This is a genomic window from Streptomyces sp. DvalAA-43, assembly GCF_900091725.1.
In the GTDB taxonomy this organism is placed as follows: domain Bacteria; phylum Actinomycetota; class Actinomycetes; order Streptomycetales; family Streptomycetaceae; genus Streptomyces; species Streptomyces pulveraceus.
The window spans coordinates 109,796-127,587 of sequence record NZ_FMBW01000019.1 but is presented as its reverse complement, the minus strand read 5'-3'; the positions used below and the strand labels follow the sequence as shown (position 1 = coordinate 127,587).

The following is a 17,792-nucleotide window of genomic DNA, read 5'->3' as shown; positions in this document are numbered from 1 at the left end:
GCTTCTCCACCCACGGTCAACCCCTGAGCCGATGCCCCTGACCCGGCCGTTTCCGTAGCGTCGAAGGCGTTCAACCTTCCCGCACCCCGGAGGCCGCCATGTCAGGGCTCGTCAACATTCTGGTGATCGGCGCAGTGATCGCTGTCGTCGTCGTGCGCCAGTGCTCGGCACGACAGATCTCGGACGACCGGCGCTGGTGGATCCTGCCGGGCATCCTCCTCGTCCTGTCGCTGCGCGAGCCCGGACTGGTGGACCCGCATCACACCGCGTTGTCCATGGCGGTCCTGGGCGCGGAGCTGGTGGTGGGGCTCGTGACGGGCGTCGCCTGGGGCTGGACCACCCGGTTGTGGCGCGAGGCGGACGGCTCGCTGTGGAGCAAGGGCACCAGGGCCACCGTCTTCGTCTGGATCGGGGGACTGGTGCTGCGGGCGGCCCTCTACGGGGCCGCCGCGCTGATGGGCATGGACCAGGGCACCCCGGCCCTGCTGTCGGCCCTCGCGGTCACGCTGGCGGCGCGCGGCGGTGCCCTGATGTGGCGGGCAGGGCGGATGGCTCCGGCGTACGGTGGCTCCGCCGGGGGGACGACGCCGCGACCGGCGTGGAAGGACCGCGTGTGACGCGTACGACCTGGACCAGTTGGCCGACCCGAGAAGCCCTGACGAGGGCGGCCCGCACCCGTCCGCGCAGGGTGCTCACCTGGTCCGTCCGGGTGGGGCTGCTCACCGCCATGCTCTGGGGCACGTTCAGCGGTGGACGGTTCGGGCCCTGGGGGGTCGCGCTCGGGCTGCTGGGCGTACTGGGGTGCGCGTTCGCCGCGTGGGCCTTCTTCCGGACCAGTCTGGAGCACCGGCTGTGGCCGTCGCTCGGACTGCTGACGCTGTTGATGGTGACGGCGCTCGGGGCGCAGCAGGCCGGTGCCGATCTGCTCGCGCTGATCCTGTGGGGCGGCTGCGCGGTCACCGCGCTGGAGCGGTTGCCGCTCGCGGCGGGTCTCCCGGCGACAGCCGTCGCATTCGGCGCCTACGCGGCCGTCAACACCGGCGGCTGGCTCTCCACCGCCATGTCCACGGCCGGGCTCTCGCTGGCGGGCTACGTGCTCCGGCTCGACGCCGAGGCACGGGGCAACGCCCAGCGGCTCCTCGCGCAGGAGCGGGCGGCCCGGGAGGCGGAGGCCGAGACGGCCGCGCTGGACGAGCGGGCCAGGATCGCGCGGGAGATCCATGATGTGCTCGCCCACAGCCTCTCCGCCCAGATGGTGCATCTGGAGGCGGCGCGGCTGCTGATCGAGCGGGAGCCCGCGGGGGAGTTCCGGGACCGGGTGCTGGAGCGGGTCGTGGCAGCGCGCTCCATGGCGCGTGAGGGGCTCGCGGAGACCCGTCAGGCTCTCTCCGCGCTCAGGGGTGAGGTCTCTCCCGTGGAGGACTTCCTGCGGCAGCTGGTGGCCGTGGAGCCGGCACAGGTCAGTGTGGTGGGTGAGCGGCGGACGCTGACCGCCGAGGCGTCGCAGACCGTCCGGAGGGTGGCGCAGGAGGCCCTGACCAATGTGCGCAAGCACGCACCGGGGGCCAGGGTGCTCGTACGGCTGGAGTATCTGCCGGACGAAGTGGCCCTGGAGGTCAGGGATTCGGGTGGACACAGGCCCGAGGGCGCCCTGTCCGGGAGTGGCTCCGGATACGGTCTGCTGGGGATGAGGGAACGGGCCGAGCTGATGGGCGGGACGCTGGAGGCCGGCCCCGGTGAGGAGGGTTTCGTGGTGAGTCTGCGGGTGCCCGCGTGAACGCGCGGGTCGTGGTCGCCGACGACCAGTCGGTGGTGCGCGAAGGGATCGTGATGCTGCTGGGGCTGCTGCCCGGAATCGAGGTGGTCGGATCCGCGAAGGACGGCGAGGAGGCCGTGGCGCTCGTGGCCGAGCTGTCCCCCGATGTCGTGCTGATGGATCTGCGGATGCCCCGGTGCGACGGGGCGGAGGCGACCCGGCGGATCCGCAGGGACCACCCGGGGACCCAGGTGGTGGTGCTCACGACCTTCGCGGACGACGACTCGCTCTTCCCCGCGCTGCAGGCCGGAGCCCGCGGCTACCTCACCAAGGACGCCGGGGGCGAGGAGATCGTGCGGGCCATCCAGGCCGTGCTGTCCGGCGAAGCAGGACTGTCGCCGAGCGTGCAGCGCCGTCTGCTGGAGCGTGTGACCACGGACCCGCCGCTGCCCTCACCGGAGCCCGAGGCTGAGCTGCCCGACGGCCTGACACCACGTGAACTGGAAGTGCTGGTGCTGATCGCGGAGGGCCTGTCCAATCTGGAGATCGCCCGCGGACTGCACATCTCGCAGGCGACCGTGAAGAGCCACATCAACAATCTCTTCGCCAAGGCCGGAGTGCGTGACCGGGCACAGGCCGTTCGCTACGCGTACGTTCGGGGCCTCGCACAACCGCCCGGTTCGTCCGTCACCTGAAGAGGTGAAGACCGGCACATGGGGCGCCCGCGATCTTCCCGATCTGCCCATTCTTGGGTACACGGCCGAAGTGGTCCGTGGACAAGGGGAGTTGTTCCGTGGAGAAGGAAGCAGGGCGCGAGGCCGCAGCGATGCGACTCGATGACCCGTGGTACGACACGTCGGCCTCCGGACGGGGCGAGCCGGACGCTACGGGGAGCTTCGCTCCCGCCGGACCACCCGGGCCCGCGGACCCGCGGCGCGGCCACAGCGCGGCCGACATCTATCTGGAAGTGCAGCGCAGCGAGGCGTTCCAGGAGGTGCGCCGCAGGTACCGGCGGTTCGTCGTCCCCGCCAGTCTCGCCTTCGGCGTCTGGTACCTCGTCTATGTCGTCGCCGCGGTCACCGCGCCCGGACTGATGGCCCGCCCGGTGGCGGGGGCGGTCAATGTGGCGATGGTCGCGGGGCTCGGGCAGTTCCTCACGACCTTCCTCCTCACCGGGGCGTACGCCCGCCACGCACGGCTGCGCAGGGACCGGGCCGCACTCGAACTGCGGTGGGATACGCAGGAGATGACGCGGGGGGTCGGGCGTTGAACGGCAACCATCAGACGCTGGCGCTCCTGCTGTTCAGCGCCTTCATCGCGGTGACGCTCGCCATCACCACCTGGGTGAGCCGCAACCGCCACGGTTCGGCCGAGGAGTTCTACGCGGGCGGCCGTCTGTTCTCCTCCATGGAGAACGGTTTCGCCATCGCCGGCGACTACATGTCGGCCGCGTCGTTCCTCGGCGTCTCCGGTCTGATCGCCCTCTTCGGCTACGACGGCATGCTCTACTCGGTCGGATTCCTCGTCGCCTGGCTCGTCGTCCTGCTGCTGGTGGCCGAACTGGTACGCAACTGCGGCCGGTTCACGCTCGCCGACGTGGTGGCCGCGCGGATGGCCGAGCGGCCGGTCCGGATCGCGGCGGGCACGTCGTCCGTCACCGTCTCCGTGCTCTATCTGGTGGCACAGATGGTGGGCGCGGGCAGTCTCGTCGCCCTGCTGCTCGGCGGAACGAGCGGCGCCGCCCGCTCCTGGACCGTGATCGGCGTCGGCGCGCTCATGGTGATCTATGTGTCGCTCGGCGGGATGCGCGCCACCACCTGGATCCAGATCGTCAAGGCCGTGCTGCTGACGGCGGGCGCGGTCGTGCTCACCGTTCTCGTCCTGGTCCGCTTCCACGGCGACTTCAACGCCCTGCTCGACTCCGCCGCCGAACGGAGCGGGCACGGAAGCCGGTTCCTCGCGCCGGGCCTCCGGTACGGCGGTACGTGGACCGCGCGCATCGACTTCATCAGCCTGGGGCTGGCCCTGGTGCTCGGCACCGCCGGGCTGCCGCACATCCTGTCGCGGTTCTACACCGTGCCCACCGCCCGCGCGGCCCGCCGTTCGGTCGTCTGGTCGATCGGGCTCATCGGCAGCTTCTACCTGATGACGATCGTGCTCGGATTCGGGGCGGCGGCCCTGGTCGGTTCGGCCGATGTGCGGGCGTCCAACGCCGCGGGCAACACGGCGATCCCGCTGCTGGCCATGGAGCTCGGCGGCGGCGAGGGGTCCACCGGAGGCGCGATCCTGTTCGCCGTGGTCGCCGCAGTCGCCTTCGCGACCATTCTCGCGGTCGTCGCGGGGATCACGCTCGCCTCGTCCGCCTCCGTGGCCCATGACCTCTACGCCTCCCTCAGGCGTCCGGGCTCCAGGCAGTACAGCGAGGTCGCCGTGGCCAGAGTGGCCGCGGCCGCGATCGGGGCGGCCGCCATCGGACTCGGTCTGATCGCCCAGGACCTGAACGTGGCGTTCCTGGTGGGGCTCGCCTTCGCCGTCGCGGCCTCGGCCAACCTTCCGGTGCTGCTTTACTCCCTGTTCTGGCGGAACTTCACGACCCGGGGAGCGGTCTGGTCCGTCTATGGCGGGCTGATTCCGGCCGTGCTGCTGGTGCTGCTCTCCCCGGTGGTCTCCGGCAGCCCCGCCTCGCTCTTCCCCGGCGTCGACTTCCAGCTCTTTCCGCTGGAGAACCCCGGACTGGTCTCCATCCCGCTGGGCTTCCTGGCCGGCTGGGTCGGTACGGTCACCTCGGCCGATCCGCCCGACGAGGCCAAGCACGCGGAGACCGAGGTCCGCGCGCTGACCGGAGCGGGCGCGGTGTAGCCCCACCGCGCCACCGCATCCCACGCTGCCGCGTCCCGGGCCCGCAGCCTATGGACGGGACCGGTCAGGTCTGCCCGCCGATGGACCAGGTGTAGCGGTGTTCCGGGCGGCCCGTCTCGCCGTACCGCAGCGTCAGCCGCACCCTGCCGGTCCTTTCCAGCAGCTTCAGATAGCGCTGGGCCGTCTGCCTGCTCATGCCGGCGCTCTCCGCGATCTCCTGCGCGGAGAGCGGCCCGTCCGCGCTGCGGAGCGCCTGGCGGACCAGTTCCGCCGTCGTCGGCGAGTGCCCCTTGGGCAGATCGGATTCGCCCGCCGCCCACAGGGCGCCGAAGAGCCGGTCCACCTCACCCTGTTCGGCCTCGCCGCCGCGTTCCAGCGTGTGGCGCAGCGCCGCGTACGCTTCCAGTTTGGTGCGCAGTCCCGCGTACGCGAACGGCTTGACCAGGTACTGCAGGGCGCCGTACCGCATGGCCTCCTGCACGGTGGCGACATCGCGCGCCGCCGTCACCATGATCACATCGGTGTGATGGCCGAGCCTGCGCAGCTCCCGCACCAGAGCCAGACCGTTGCGGTCGGGCATGTAGTGGTCCAGCAGCACCAGGTCCACGCGCCGACTCTCGATCGTGGCGAGGGCTTCGGCGGCGGAGTGCGCCTGGGCGGTCACCCGGAATCCCGGCACCCTGGAGACATAGGCCGCGTTGACCTTCGCGACCCGGATGTCGTCGTCCACGACCAGGACCTCGATCACTGAGCTTCTCCCGCGATGCCGGTATTCGATTCGGTCATGTCCGGTCCGGTCCCCGAGGCCCAGGCGCCGGCCGTTTCGGATTCCGTCGTTTCCGGTTCCGTCAGCTCCGGGGCGGCAAGGGCCTCCGGCAGGACGACCGTGAATTCGGCGCCGCCGTCCGCGGCCCCGTCGACGGTGACACCACCACCCTGCCGTTCCGCCAGCCGCCGCACCAGGGCGAGGCCCAGGCCGCGCTTGCCGTGCGCCGGGATCTCCTTCGTCGACCAGCCCTCCGTGAAGATCGATTCGCGCTGCCCGGCCGGAACCCCGGGGCCGCTGTCGCGGACCCGGAGCACCACCGTACGGGCTTCGGCGCGCAGGCCCACCTCGACCAGGGTGCCGTCCGCTCCGGCGGCCGCGTCCAGTGCGTTGTCCACGAGGTTGCCGACGACCGTGACCAGCCCGCGCGGGTCCACCAGCCGGTCCGGGAGCAGCGTCCCCGGTGCCATGCGCAGTGCGACACCGCGCTCCGCCGCCACCGTCGTCTTGCCGACCAGGAGCGCTGCCAGCAGTGGATCGTGCACCTTCTCGGTGACTTGCTCGGCGGTCGACCGCTGGACGCCCACGATCTCGGTGACGTACTCCATGGCGTCCTCGTGCATGTCCAGTTCCAGGAGCCCCAGGAGCGTGTGCATCCGGTTGGCGTGCTCGTGGTCCTGAGCCCGCAGCGCGTCGATCAGGCCGCGTGTGGAGTCGAGTTCGCGGCCGAGGTGTTCGAGTTCGGTGCGGTCGCGGAGGGTGGCGACGGCGCCGCCGTCGTCGGTCGGCATCCGGTTGGCGAGCAGGACCCGGGTGCCCTGCACCGTCAACAGATCGTCGCCGAGTACCCGCCCCGCCAGTACGTCGGCCGTCCGGCCCGCGCCGAGCACGGCGTCCAGCGGGCGGCCCGCAGCGTCGGGGCCGAGCCCGAGCAGCCGCTGTGCCTCGTCGTTCAGCAATCGGATCCTGCCCGTCCGGTCAAGTGCGACGACTCCTTCCCTGATGCTGTGCAGCATCGCCTCGCGCTCGGTCAGCAGCGCGGAGATGTCGGAGAACGCGAGATCGTGGGTCTGCCGCTGAAGGCGTCGGGAGATCAGATAGGCGGCCAGCGCGCCGACGGCGAGCGCCCCGCCCGCGTAGGCGAACAGCCCGGGAATCGCGGCGAGGAGCCGGGCGCGGACACTGTCGTACGCGATGCCGACGGAGACGGCGCCCACGATGTGCTGCGCCTCGTCGCGCAGCGGCACCTTCCCACGGGCCGAGCGGCCGAGCGTCCCGCTGTCGATCTCCATGACGTTCCGGCCCGCGAGCGCGTCGCTCGGGTCGGTGGAGACGACCCTGCCGATCTCGTCTGCGTCGGGGTGCGACCAGCGCACCCCGCGCCGGTCCATGACGACGACGTACTCGGCCCCGGTGGCCCGTCTGACCCGCTCGGCCGCGGACTGCACGGGTCCGGTGGGGGACGGGGCCGTGGTGAGCAGCGACTCGGTGAGGTGCGGCTCGGCCGCCGTGCTCTGCGCGATGGCCAGGGCGCGGCGCATCGCCTGGTCGTCGAGCTGGGCGCTGAGCGGGGCCAGGAAGAGACCGGTGGCGAGCACGGTGACGCCGGTGGCGATGGCCAGCTGCATCAGCAGGACCTGGGAGAAGACCCGCTGCGGCCAGCCGAACCGGCGTCCTCTCCTGGTGGTGGGCGGTGGAGCGCTCATCGTATGAACGGTAAAGGGCATTCCGGCGCTTTCCGAAATTCCCTCGCTTCGCCCGGTGCGTGAGCGGGCCCGGCGGGCAGGACCGGTCCAGCCCGCCACCGCGCGGCTATTGCGATGGTTCGCCCGAGGGAACGGGCAGCGGTTGCGGGGGACGGGGGCCGCCGTACTGGCCGCTGGGGCGCATCCGTAGCGGCCGCTCCCCGTACTCCTCCAGGGCATGGGCGATCCAGCCGGCCGTGCGGGACACCGCGAACACCGTCTCACCGGCCTCCGCCGGCATACCGCAGGAGACCGAGAGCACGGCGAGCGCCAGATCGACATTGGCGTGCAGGGGCGCGTGCCGGGCCATTGTGGTGACCACGTCGCGTGCCGCGGCGAGCGCCCCGGCCGCCTGCGGCATCTGGGCGAGCAGGGCGAACAGCGTCCGCGCCCGTGGATCCTCCGAGGTGTAGAGGCGGTGGCCGAGTCCGGGCACCCTGCGTCCGGTACGGAGATGGTCGGCGACCACCGGGGCCGCGGAGCCCCGCTCCAGGACCTCGGTCAGCATCCGGTGCGCCAGCCCGCTCGCCGCCCCGTGCAGCGGGCCCTCCAGGACTCCGAGCCCGGCGGAGACCACCGCGTACGGATGGGCATGGGCGGAGGCGGCGACCCTGGCGGCCAGTGTCGACGCCGCGAGATCATGATCGATCAGCAGGGCGAGGGCGGTGTCCAGCACGGCGACCGACGGCTCGTCGGCCGGGCGGGCGGTGAGCTTCGGCCACAGCTGCCGGGCCAGTCCGGCGCCGCTCGCGTCCGGCGCACCCTCGGCCGCCGACGGTGCGTCCGCGGCCATGGGCAGCGCACCGACCAGGGTCGGAACGAGGCCCCGCGCCGCGGCGAGCACCGCCTCGCGCGAGAGGTCGAAGCGGAGCGGATCGGTGGTCGCCGCGGCGACCACCGCCACGCGCAACCGGTCCGTCGAGCCGCTGTGCGCGGGCAGCGCGTCGACCGCCCGGCGCGCCGCGGCCAGCGCCTCGGCCGGTGCCGTGAACCGGATGCCGGGCCGCAGCTCGCCGGTCCAGAGCCACTCGCCGACCTCCTCGTAGGCGTACCGCCGGGCCAGCTCGGTCGCATCGACGCCGCGGAAGTAGTAGCGGTCGTCCTCGATCAGCGTGATGCCGGTGCGGAAGACCAGGTCGCCGGGGGCGGGGGCGGGGGTCCTGCGGCCGGTGCGCCGGGCCAGCGCGTCGATCTCCGCGGCGTCGAACGTGCTGCCGCGTCCGCCCGGGGCGCGGCTGCTGCTCAGCTGGCCCCGGCTGACATACGCGTACACCGTCTCGGGCTTCACGCCGAGGCGCTCGGCCGCCTCCCGGGTGCTGAGCCGCCGTGGCGAGGTCGCCTCCGTACCGCCGCCGGGCGCTGCTTGATCCTTCATGCCGCCCACCGTATCCATATTGATTAAATCAATGTTGACAGGATTGATATCAATCGTGGATGGTCGAAATCAATATCAGCAAGCCCGGCAGGGACGCCCACGGAGGAAGAGATGCCGACCATGACCAGCGGAACCCCGCTCGACGTACCCCGAGGACTCGCGGGCGTCGTCGTCACCGACACGGCCCTCGGGGACGTCCGAGGACGTGAGGGCTTTTACCACTACCGGCAGTACTCGGCGATCGAACTGGCACGGACCCGCAGCTTCGAGGACGTCTGGTACCTGATGACCGAGGGCACACTGCCCGACGCCGAGGCCCGTGCCGAATTCGCCACCCGCACCGCCGCCCTGCGCCGGCTGCCCGCCGAGGTGCGCGAAGCCCTGCCCGCCATAGCGCGCGCCGGCGGCGCCTCCGGACCCCTGGCCGGTCTGCGCACCGCCCTCTCGCTCCTCGGCGCCTCGGCCGGCTTCCGGCCGGTGTACGACCTGGACGCCGACCGGCGCCGCGCCGACGCACTGGCCGCCTGCGCCGCCGTCCCCACCGTGCTCACCGCCCTGCACCGGCTCGGCCGGGGCCTCGAACCGGTCGAGCCGCGCGACGACCTGCCCCACGCGGCCAACTACCTCTACATGCTCACCGGCTCCGTACCGGACGACGCACGCGTCAGGGCCGTGGAGCAGTATCTGATCTCCACCGTCGACCACGGGTTCAACGCCTCGACGTTCACCGGCCGCGTCGTCGCCTCCACGGGTGCCGATGTGGCGGCCTGCCTGGTGGCGGCCGTCGGCGCGCTCTCCGGACCGCTGCACGGCGGAGCTCCCAGCCGGGCACTCGACACCCTGGACGCCATCGGCACCCCCGACCGCATCGACGGCTGGATCCGCGAACGCGTACGCGCGGGCGAGCGGATCATGGGCTTCGGACACCCCGTCTACCGCACCGAGGACCCCCGCTCACGGCTGCTGCGGGGCATCGCCCAGGGCTTCGGCGGCCCGCTCGTCGACTTCGCCGTCGAGGTCGAGCGCCAGGTCGAGGCGATCCTCGCCGAGCTCAAGCCGGGCCGGGAGCTGCACACCAACGTGGAGTTCTACGCCGGAGTCGTCATGGAGCTGTGCGGGCTGCCGCGCGAGATGTTCACGCCGACGTTCTGCGCGGCGAGGGTGGTCGGCTGGAGCGCCAATATCCTGGAGCAGGCGGAGGACTCGAAGATCATCCGCCCGGCGGCCCGTTACGTCGGTACGCCCCCGCCGCAGCCGGTCCCCGTGCCCTGAGGTCCCCGAGAGAGGTCTCCGTTGAAGCCGTCGTCCCCGCCCCGCAGGCAGCAGATCCCGGTCGTCGTCCTTGCGGGGTTCCTGGGATCGGGCAAGACGACGCTGCTGAACCACCTCCTCCGCAACCGCGCCGGGAACCGGATCGGAGTGATCGTCAACGACTTCGGCTCCATCGAGATCGACGCCATGACGGTCTCGGGGCAGGTCGGCTCCACGGTCTCGCTGGGCAACGGGTGCCTGTGCTGCGCGGTCGACGCGAGCGAGCTCGACACCTTCCTGGAGACGCTGACCGGCCCCGCCGCCCGTCTCGACGTGATCGTCATCGAGGCGAGCGGACTGGCCGAACCGCAGGAACTCGTGCGGATGCTCCTGGCCAGCGAAAACCCGCACATCGTGTACGGGGGACTGGTGGAGGTCGTCGACGCCGCCGAGTTCGACGCCACCCGGGAACGCCATCCGGAGATCGACCGCCATCTCGCCGTCGCCGACCTCGTCGTGCTGAACAAGACCGACCGGGTCCAGAACGCGGAGCGGACCCGTATCCAGGACGTCATCGCCGGCACGGGTGAATCCGCCGGCGGTGCGGCGGCCGTCATCTGCGCCACGTACGGACGCATCGACCCCGAGCTGCTCTTCGACCCGGCGCTGCGGCCGGACAGTGAGGAGAAGGCGCGTCAGCTCACCTTCGAGGATCTGCTCAGGGAGGAGCGGGACGAGGGCGACGACGGGCACGCGCGCCACCTCCACGCCGCGTACGACAGCGTGTCCTTCAGCGCGGACGTGCCCATGAACCCCCGCCGTCTGATGGAGTTCCTCGACTCCCGGCCGCAGGGCCTCTACCGGATCAAGGGGTTCGTCGACTTCGGCGTGGGCGACCGGGCCAATAAGTACGCCCTGCACGCGGTCGGCAGGTTCCTGCGGTTCGACCCACAGCCCTGGAAGCGCGACGAACCGCGCCGGACCCAGCTGGTGCTGATCGGCTCGGGACTCGCTCCGGAGGCCCTGGGCAAGGAGCTGGCCGACTGCCGCGAGAGCGCCGCACCGGGCCCGGACGCGCCGCAGGACGCCGCACATGAGCGAAGCATGTGGGGCGTCCTGCGGTACGTACAACGGCCCGGCGACGACGCGTGGCGCGACGCAGCCGACGAGGCGTAGCGCGCCGCCACGCCCCGCCCGGACGACCGGCTACACCGGGCCTGCGACCACCGCGACCGGCTTGGCCAGCGGCGTCCCCGAACCGTCGCGCCGCGGATCGGGCTCGGGCAGCTCGCTCGGCGTGCCGTTCTGCTGCGCGGCGCGGGCGGGCGTCTCACCGGCCCAGCCGAACACCAGGACGTCCTCGCCCTTGAGGAAGCGCTGGCAGCGCACCCCACCGGTGGCCCGGCCCTTGCGCGGGTACTGGTCGAAGGGGGTGAGCTTGCACGTCAGCACCGAGTCGTCCAGCGTGCCGTGCGAGCCCGCGACCGTGAACACCACCGCGTCCGCCGCCGGATCCACCACGGTGAACGAGATCACCTCGGCGTCCCCGGTGAGCTTGACCCCGGCCATGCCACCGGCGGGCCGGCCCTGCGGCCGCACCTGCGCCGCCGGATAGCGCAGCAGCTGCGCATCGGAGGTGATGAAGACCAGGTCCTCCTCGCCGGTCCGCAGTTCGGCGGCGCCGACGATCCGGTCACCGTCCTTGAGGGCGATGACCTCCAGCTCGTCCTTGTTGGCCGGGTAGTCCGGCACCACCCGCTTGACGACCCCCTGGAGGGTGCCGATCGCCAGGCCGGGGGAGGCCTCGTCGAGCGTGCTGAGGCAGACGACGGACTCGTCGCTCTCCAGCGTGAGGAACTCGGCGACCATCGCCCCGCCCGACAGATTGGGCGCCGCGTGGGTGTCCGGCAGCTGGGGCAGATCGATCACCGCGAGCCGCAGCAGCCGGCCCGTCGACGTCACCACGCCCACATCGCCGCGGGCTGTCGCGGGCACGGCCGACACGATCACATCGTGCTTGGCACGCTTGGCGTCCTCGGCGAACACGATCGGCTCGTCGTTGGCGGTGCGGGCCAGCAGGCCGGTCGAGGACAGCAGCACCCGGCACGGGTCGTCCGCGACCTCCAGCGGCACCGAGGCGACCTGCGCACCGGCCGACTCCAGCAGCACCGTACGCCGGTCGGTGCCGAACTTCTTGGCGACCGCCGCCAGTTCGGTGGAGACGAGCTTGCGCAGCTCGGTGTCCGATTCGAGGATGGCGGTCAGCTCGTCGATCTCGCCGTTGAGCCGGTCCCGCTCGCTCTCCAGCTCGATCCGGTCGAACCGGGTCAGCCGGCGCAGCGGGGTGTCCAGGATGTACTGCGTCTGGATCTCGCTCAGCGAGAAGCGCTCGATGAGCGACTCCTTCGCCTGCGCCGAATTGTCACTGGACCGGATGATCCGGATGACCTCGTCGATGTCGATCAGCGCGACGAGCAGGCCCTCGACCAGATGCAGCCGGTCGCGGCGCTTGCCCCGGCGGAACTCGCTGCGCCGGCGCACCACGTCGAAGCGGTGGTCGAGATAGACCTCCAGGAGCTCCTTGAGCCCCAGGGTGAGCGGCTGTCCGTCGACCAGCGCCACATTGTTGATGCCGAAGGACTCCTCCATCGGCGTGAGCTTGTAGAGCTGCTCCAGAACGGCCTCCGGCACGAAGCCGTTCTTCACCTCGATGACCAGGCGAAGGCCGTGCTCGCGGTCGGTCAGGTCCTTCACGTCCGCGATGCCCTGGAGCTTCTTCGCCGAGACCAGATCCTTGATCTTGGCGATCACCTTCTCCGGACCGACGCTGAAGGGCAGTTCGGTGACGACCAGACCCTTGCGGCGGGCCGTCACGTTCTCCACCGAGACGGTCGCGCGGATCTTGAACGTGCCGCGCCCGCGGGCGTACGCGTCCTTGATGCCGCCCAGGCCCACGATCCGGCCACCGGTGGGCAGATCGGGACCCGGCACGAACCGCATCAGGGTCTCCAGGTCCGCGCCCGGATGCTTGATGAGATGACGGGCGGCGGCGATGACCTCGCCCAGATTGTGCGGCGGCATGTTCGTCGCCATGCCGACCGCGATCCCGGACGACCCGTTGACCAGGAGGTTCGGGTACGCGGCGGGGAGAACGGTCGGTTCCGTCTCCTGGCCGTCGTAATTCGACTGGAAAGCGACGGTGTCCTCGTCGATCGACTCCGTCATCAGTGACGTCGCGTCGGCCATCCGGCATTCGGTGTACCGCATGGCGGCCGGCGGGTCGTCGTTTCCGAGCGAGCCGAAGTTGCCGTGGCCGTCGACCAGGGGGAGGCGCATGGAGAACGGCTGCGCCAGACGGACCAGCGCGTCGTAGATCGACGCGTCCCCGTGCGGGTGCAACTTGCCCATGACCTCGCCGACGACACGGGCGCACTTCACGAAGCCCCGGTCGGGGCGCAGGCCCATCTCGTTCATCTGGTACACGATGCGGCGGTGCACCGGCTTCATGCCGTCGCGGGCGTCGGGCAGGGCCCGCGAGTAGATCACCGAGTACGCGTACTCGAGGAAGGAGCCCTGCATTTCGTCGACGACGTCGATGTCAAGGATCTTCTCCTCGAAGTCGTCCGGCGGCGGGGTCTTCGTGCTGCGGCGGGCCATCGCTGCTGCGACTCCTTCACGGATTCTGTTCGGGCAACCTCAGGTTCTGACGCGGACCATTGTGGACCGCCGCGCTGACATCGCCGACCTCGACCCGTCCCAAAGGGCGTTCCCGGCCCCGGCCGGGGCGGTTTTCCGACCGGTCGCGCGGGGCGCGCGCCCCCCTTTCACGCGAACTTCCGCCGTACGGGAACTTCGCCAGGTGTCCGTCCGCTTGCTTAAAGTGGCAGGTCTCGCAGGAAATCCAGTATCGCGATCGAAGGGACGTACATGCCCATGGGTCACACGGCCACCGCTCAGGCCGGCTCCGGCGGCTTGACAGCGACCGAGCACCGCCTGGCCAACGGCCTGCGCGTGGTGCTCTCCGAGGACCATCTGACCCCGGTCGCCGCGGTCTGCCTCTGGTACGACGTCGGTTCGCGCCACGAGGTCGAGGGGCGCACCGGCCTGGCTCACCTCTTCGAGCACCTGATGTTCCAGGGCTCCGGCCAGGTCAAGGGGAACGGCCACTTCGAGCTGGTGCAGGGGGCCGGCGGTTCACTCAACGGCACCACCAGCTTCGAGCGCACCAACTACTTCGAGACCATGCCCACGCACCAGCTGGAGCTGGCCCTCTGGCTTGAGGCCGACCGCATGGGCTCGCTGCTCGCCGCGCTCGACGAGGAGTCCATGGAGAACCAGCGCGACGTCGTCAAGAACGAGCGCCGCCAGCGCTACGACAACGTCCCGTACGGCACGGCGTTCGAGAAGCTGACGGCGCTGGCCTACCCCGAGGGCCACCCGTACCACCACACCCCGATCGGCTCGATGGCCGACCTGGACGCCGCGACGCTCGAGGACGCCCGCACCTTCTTCCGTACGTACTACGCGCCCAACAACGCGGTGCTCTCGGTCGTCGGCGACATCGACCCCGAGCAGACCCTCGCCTGGGTCGAGAAGTACTTCGGCTCCATCCCGTCCCACGACGGCAAGCAGCCGCCGCGCGACGGCACGCTCCCCGAGATCATCGGCGAGCAGCTGCGCGAGGAGGTGCACGAGGAGGTCCCGGCGCGGGCGCTGATGGCCGCCTACCGGCTGCCGCACGACGGCACCCGCGCGTGCGACGCGGCGGACCTCGCGCTGACCGTGCTCGGCGGCGGCGAGTCCTCGCGGCTGCACAACCGCCTGGTCCGCCGCGACCGCACGGCCGTGGCGGCCGGATTCGGGCTGCTGCGGCTGGCCGGCGCGCCCTCGCTCGGCTGGCTGGACGTCAAGACGTCAGGCGGCGTGGAGGTGCCGGAGATCGAGGCCGCGGTCGACGAGGAGCTCGCCCGGTTCGCCGCCGAGGGTCCCACGCCCGAGGAAATGGAGCGTGCGCAGGCCCAGTTGGAGCGCGAGTGGCTGGACCGGCTCGGCACGGTCGCAGGCCGCGCCGACGAACTGTGCCGGTTCGCCGTGCTGTTCGGTGACCCGCAGCTTGCCCTGACCGCCGTGCGGCGGGTGCTCGACGTCACCGCGGAGGAGGTCCAGGCCGTCGCCAAGGCCCAGCTGCGCCCCGACAACCGGGCGGTGCTGGTCTACGAGCCGGTCGAATCGGCCGAGCCCGCGGACGCGGCGGACACCGACGAGACCGACGCCGACGACACCGACGCGCACGAAGGAGCGGGCAAGTGACCGACGCTGCCGCGACTGGAGTTTCGATGCAGTACCACCCGCAGCCGGCCCCCGGCACCGCCCGGCCCTGGGCCTTCCCCGCGCCGGATCGCGGCGCCCTGCCCAACGGCCTCACGGTGCTGCGCTGCCACCGCCCCGGCCAGCAGGTCGTGGCGGTCGAGATCTTCCTCGACGCTCCGCTGGACGCCGAGCCCGAGGGTCTGGACGGCGTGGCCACGATCATGTCGCGGGCGCTGTCCGAGGGCACCGACAAGCACACCGCCGAGGAGTTCGCCGCCGAGCTGGAGCGCTGCGGCGCCACCCTCGACGCGCACGCCGACCACCCGGGCGTCCGGGTCTCCCTGGAGGTTCCGGCCTCCCGGCTGGCCAAGGCACTGGGGCTGGTCGCCGAGGCGCTGCGGGCGCCCGCCTTCGCCGACAGCGAGATCGAGCGGCTGGTGAGCAACCGGCTCGACGAGATCCCGCACGAGCAGGCCAATCCGGCCCGGCGTGCCGCCAAGCAGCTCTCCAAGGAGCTCTTCCCGGCCACGTCGCGGATGTCGCGTCCGCGCCAGGGCACCGAGGAGACGGTGGAGCGGATCGACTCGGCGGCCGTGCGTGCCTTCTTCGACGCCCACGTACGGCCGTCCACGGCGACCGCCGTGGTCGTGGGCGACCTCACCGGCATCGACCTGGACGCCCTGCTCGCCGACACCCTCGGCGACTGGTCGGGCGAGGCCGCCGAGTCCCGCCCCGTCCCGCCGATCACGGCCGACGACACCGGGCGTGTGGTGATCGTCGACCGTCCGGGCGCGGTGCAGACGCAGCTGCTGATCGGCCGGATCGGCGCCGACCGCCACGACAGCGTGTGGCCCGCCCAGGTGCTCGGCACGTACTGCCTGGGCGGCACGCTCACCTCCCGCCTGGACCGTGTGCTGCGCGAGGAGAAGGGCTACACGTACGGCGTACGGGCCTTCGCCCAGGTGCTGCGGTCCTCGGCTCCGGGCTCCGCCTCGGGCGCGACCGGCGCCGCGATGCTGGCCATCAGCGGTTCGGTGGACACGGAGTCCACCGAACCGGCGCTCAAGGACCTGTGGACGGTCCTGCGGACGCTGGCGGCCGAGGGACTGACCGACGAGGAGCGCGAGACGGCCGTGCAGAACCTCGTGGGTGTCGCGCCCCTGAAGTTCGAGACGGCGGCCTCGGTCGCGGGCACCCTCGCCGACCAGGTCGAGCAGCACCTTCCCGACGACTACCAGGCGCACCTGTACGCCCGGCTCGCCGAGACCGGCACGGTCGAGGCGACCGCCGCGGTGGTCAACGCCTTCCCGGGTGACCGGCTGGTCACGATCCTCGTCGGTGACGCGGCGCGGATCGAGGAGCCGGTCCGGGCTCTGGGCATCGGGGACGTCTCGGTGGTCACCGGCTGACGACCGGCACGGCCCGACGCGCACCTGTCGGTCGAAGTGATCCGGCATATCGCCACATAGTGATGCAAAGAGAAGACCCCTGCGGGCAGGATCCCGCCGGGGTCTTCCCTTTTGTCCGTTCTGATGGGGAGGTTGCCTGTCTGCCCTGTGGGATGCGCTACAAAACGGCCTGTCCGTTTGGTGAATGAAAGTGGCCCCGCTTAGCGTCGGCTCGACTGTCCGCCACTCGTATGCCGCATCCGTGACGTACCGGACAGTCATCGCCGAGTCCCCGTCAGGCGCGAGCCTGGGGAGCCGGGGACCCACGCAGTCCCTGGGGTGAATCGGACGCCCGACTCTCGATGAGGCCGGGGCGTCCGTAGGAGACCTTCCTGCTCCGAACCCGTCAGCTAACCCGGTAGGCGAGAAGGAAGGAAAGGACCAGCCACTTCATGGCGTTCACCCGTGCCACCGGGAAGCACCGTGCCCCGAGCCGACTGACGCGCAGGAGCGCGAAGGCCGTCGGCGTCGCGGCTCTGGCCACCACCGGCGTCATCGGCGGCCTGGCCACTCCCGCCCTCGCCGCGGACTCCGAGGGCGCCGCCATGGCCGATACCGGCCTCAACCAGGTCATCGCCATCGACAAGACCCTCGCCGAGCGGATCGACGCCCAGGCCGACGCGCAGAAGCACCAGGCCGACGCCGCGGCGAAGGTGAAGGCGGAGGCCCAGCGCAAGGCCGAGGCCAAGAAGAAGGCGGATGCGAAGGCCGAGGCGGACGCGAAGCGAGCGGCCGAGGCCCGCGCCGAGAAGGTGCGCGCCGCCCGGTCCGCCGAGCGCACCCGGCTGGGCTCCTTCCAGCTCCCGGTCGCCGGTTCCTACGTCAGCACCGGTTACAAGTCCAGCGGCTCGCTCTGGTCCTCCGGCAGCCACTCGGGCATCGACTTCCACGCCGCGTCCGGCAGCTCCGTCGTCGCCGTCGGCGCCGGTACGGTCGTCGAGGCCGGCTGGGGCGGCGCGTACGGCAACAACATCGTGCTCCGGATGACGGACGGCACGTACACGCAGTACGGCCACCTCTCCTCGATCGGTGTCTCCGTCGGCCAGAGCGTCGGCGCGGGCCAGCGGATCGGCCTCTCCGGCTCGACCGGCAACTCCACCGGGCCGCACCTCCACTTCGAGGCCCGGACGACCCCGTCGTACGGCTCCGACATGGACCCGGTCGCGTATCTGCGTGCCCACGGTGTCAACGTCTGACCGACGCCGCCTCGTAGCACCTCGTCGAAGGCCCCGGCGGCATGCCGGGGCCTTCGGCATGCCCGCAGCGTGCTCCGGGCCGCGAC

The 17,792-nt window shown here is 71.5% G+C and carries 14 protein-coding genes and 1 riboswitch; of the genes, 10 read left to right on the top strand and 4 right to left on the bottom strand.

Annotated features, from left to right (window positions below; all coding sequences use genetic code 11):
• Positions 1–98 precede the first annotated feature (98 nt).
• The 5 genes from GA0115234_RS04385 (at position 99) to GA0115234_RS04365 (ending at position 4,615) form a co-directional block, all read left to right on the top strand.
• On the top strand, positions 99–617 hold the full coding sequence (locus tag GA0115234_RS04385) for a CcdC protein domain-containing protein (protein ID WP_093539503.1): 519 nt from the start codon (positions 99–101) through the stop codon (positions 615–617).
• Entirely contained in the window at positions 614–1,777 is a 1,164-nt protein-coding gene (locus GA0115234_RS04380; protein ID WP_093539502.1) for a sensor histidine kinase, read from the top strand. Before GA0115234_RS04385 ends, GA0115234_RS04380 begins: the two co-directional genes overlap by 4 nt.
• Entirely contained in the window at positions 1,774–2,451 is a 678-nt protein-coding gene (locus tag GA0115234_RS04375) for a response regulator transcription factor (protein ID WP_093539501.1), read from the top strand. Before GA0115234_RS04380 ends, GA0115234_RS04375 begins: the two co-directional genes overlap by 4 nt.
• Positions 2,452–2,582: 131 nt before the next feature.
• Positions 2,583–3,026, top strand: a complete 444-nt coding sequence (locus tag GA0115234_RS04370) for a DUF485 domain-containing protein (RefSeq protein WP_093539500.1) — start codon at positions 2,583–2,585, stop codon at positions 3,024–3,026.
• Complete coding sequence (locus GA0115234_RS04365) at positions 3,023–4,615, top strand: solute symporter family protein (RefSeq protein WP_202553341.1); 1,593 nt, start codon at positions 3,023–3,025, stop codon at positions 4,613–4,615. The genes GA0115234_RS04370 and GA0115234_RS04365 overlap by 4 nt, the downstream gene beginning before the upstream one ends.
• A 64-nt stretch (positions 4,616–4,679) precedes the next feature.
• Here GA0115234_RS04365 and GA0115234_RS04360 read toward each other — a convergent pair whose 3' ends face one another.
• From GA0115234_RS04360 to GA0115234_RS04350, 3 genes are all read right to left on the bottom strand, one after another.
• Positions 4,680–5,363, bottom strand: coding sequence for a DUF7342 family protein (locus GA0115234_RS04360; RefSeq protein ID WP_093539498.1), 684 nt, complete (start codon positions 5,361–5,363; stop codon positions 4,680–4,682).
• Positions 5,360–7,087, bottom strand: coding sequence for a sensor histidine kinase (locus tag GA0115234_RS04355; RefSeq protein WP_093539497.1), 1,728 nt, complete (start codon positions 7,085–7,087; stop codon positions 5,360–5,362). Before GA0115234_RS04355 ends, GA0115234_RS04360 begins: the two co-directional genes overlap by 4 nt.
• Before the next feature lie 106 nt (positions 7,088–7,193).
• A complete protein-coding gene (locus tag GA0115234_RS04350) occupies positions 7,194–8,501 on the bottom strand; it encodes a citrate synthase (protein WP_093539496.1) in 1,308 nt (435 codons plus the stop codon).
• A 111-nt stretch (positions 8,502–8,612) separates the two neighbouring features.
• Here GA0115234_RS04350 and GA0115234_RS04345 point away from each other — a divergent pair, with 111 nt between their 5' ends.
• Positions 8,613–9,773 carry a citrate synthase/methylcitrate synthase gene (locus GA0115234_RS04345; RefSeq protein WP_093539495.1) on the top strand — a complete coding sequence of 387 codons (1,161 nt, stop codon included), beginning with the start codon at positions 8,613–8,615 and terminating at the stop codon, positions 9,771–9,773.
• 21 nt (positions 9,774–9,794) lie between these two features.
• Positions 9,795–10,928, top strand: coding sequence for a CobW family GTP-binding protein (locus GA0115234_RS04340; protein WP_093539494.1), 1,134 nt, complete (start codon positions 9,795–9,797; stop codon positions 10,926–10,928).
• A 30-nt stretch (positions 10,929–10,958) separates the two neighbouring features.
• Here GA0115234_RS04340 and GA0115234_RS04335 read toward each other — a convergent pair whose 3' ends face one another.
• The gene (locus tag GA0115234_RS04335; RefSeq protein ID WP_093539493.1) at positions 10,959–13,409 is read right to left on the bottom strand and encodes a DNA gyrase/topoisomerase IV subunit A; all 2,451 of its coding nucleotides are present in this window, start codon (positions 13,407–13,409) and stop codon (positions 10,959–10,961) included.
• Between the two features lie 270 nt (positions 13,410–13,679).
• On the opposite strand from GA0115234_RS04335, the gene GA0115234_RS04330 reads away from it, so the two are divergent.
• From GA0115234_RS04330 to GA0115234_RS04320, 3 genes are all read left to right on the top strand, one after another.
• Positions 13,680–15,062: a M16 family metallopeptidase gene (locus GA0115234_RS04330; RefSeq protein WP_093539492.1), complete on the top strand. Its 1,383-nt coding sequence runs from the start codon at positions 13,680–13,682 to the stop codon at positions 15,060–15,062.
• Positions 15,063–15,088: 26 nt separating this feature from the next.
• Positions 15,089–16,471, top strand: coding sequence for a M16 family metallopeptidase (locus tag GA0115234_RS04325; RefSeq protein WP_093539491.1), 1,383 nt, complete (start codon positions 15,089–15,091; stop codon positions 16,469–16,471).
• A 251-nt stretch (positions 16,472–16,722) separates the two neighbouring features.
• A riboswitch (cyclic di-AMP (ydaO/yuaA leader) is annotated at positions 16,723–16,890 on the top strand.
• Between the two features lie 12 nt (positions 16,891–16,902).
• Positions 16,903–17,706: a M23 family metallopeptidase gene (locus tag GA0115234_RS04320; protein ID WP_093539490.1), complete on the top strand. Its 804-nt coding sequence runs from the start codon at positions 16,903–16,905 to the stop codon at positions 17,704–17,706.
• Positions 17,707–17,792 lie beyond the last annotated feature (86 nt).

Bases quoted from the DNA above. Each gene is read 5' to 3' on its own strand.
- GA0115234_RS04385 (WP_093539503.1), top strand. From the start codon at position 99: ATGTCAGGGCTCGTCAACATTCTGGTGATCGGCGCAGTGATCGCTGTC.
- GA0115234_RS04370 (WP_093539500.1), top strand. From the start codon at position 2,583: ATGCGACTCGATGACCCGTGGTACGACACGTCGGCCTCCGGACGGGGC.
- GA0115234_RS04355 (WP_093539497.1), bottom strand. From the start codon at position 7,087: ATGAGCGCTCCACCGCCCACCACCAGGAGAGGACGCCGGTTCGGCTGG.
- GA0115234_RS04350 (WP_093539496.1), bottom strand. From the start codon at position 8,501: ATGAAGGATCAAGCAGCGCCCGGCGGCGGTACGGAGGCGACCTCGCCA.
- GA0115234_RS04345 (WP_093539495.1), top strand. From the start codon at position 8,613: ATGCCGACCATGACCAGCGGAACCCCGCTCGACGTACCCCGAGGACTC.
- GA0115234_RS04335 (WP_093539493.1), bottom strand. From the start codon at position 13,409: ATGGCCCGCCGCAGCACGAAGACCCCGCCGCCGGACGACTTCGAGGAG.
- GA0115234_RS04330 (WP_093539492.1), top strand. From the start codon at position 13,680: ATGCCCATGGGTCACACGGCCACCGCTCAGGCCGGCTCCGGCGGCTTG.
- GA0115234_RS04325 (WP_093539491.1), top strand. From the start codon at position 15,089: ATGCAGTACCACCCGCAGCCGGCCCCCGGCACCGCCCGGCCCTGGGCC.
- GA0115234_RS04320 (WP_093539490.1), top strand. From the start codon at position 16,903: ATGGCGTTCACCCGTGCCACCGGGAAGCACCGTGCCCCGAGCCGACTG.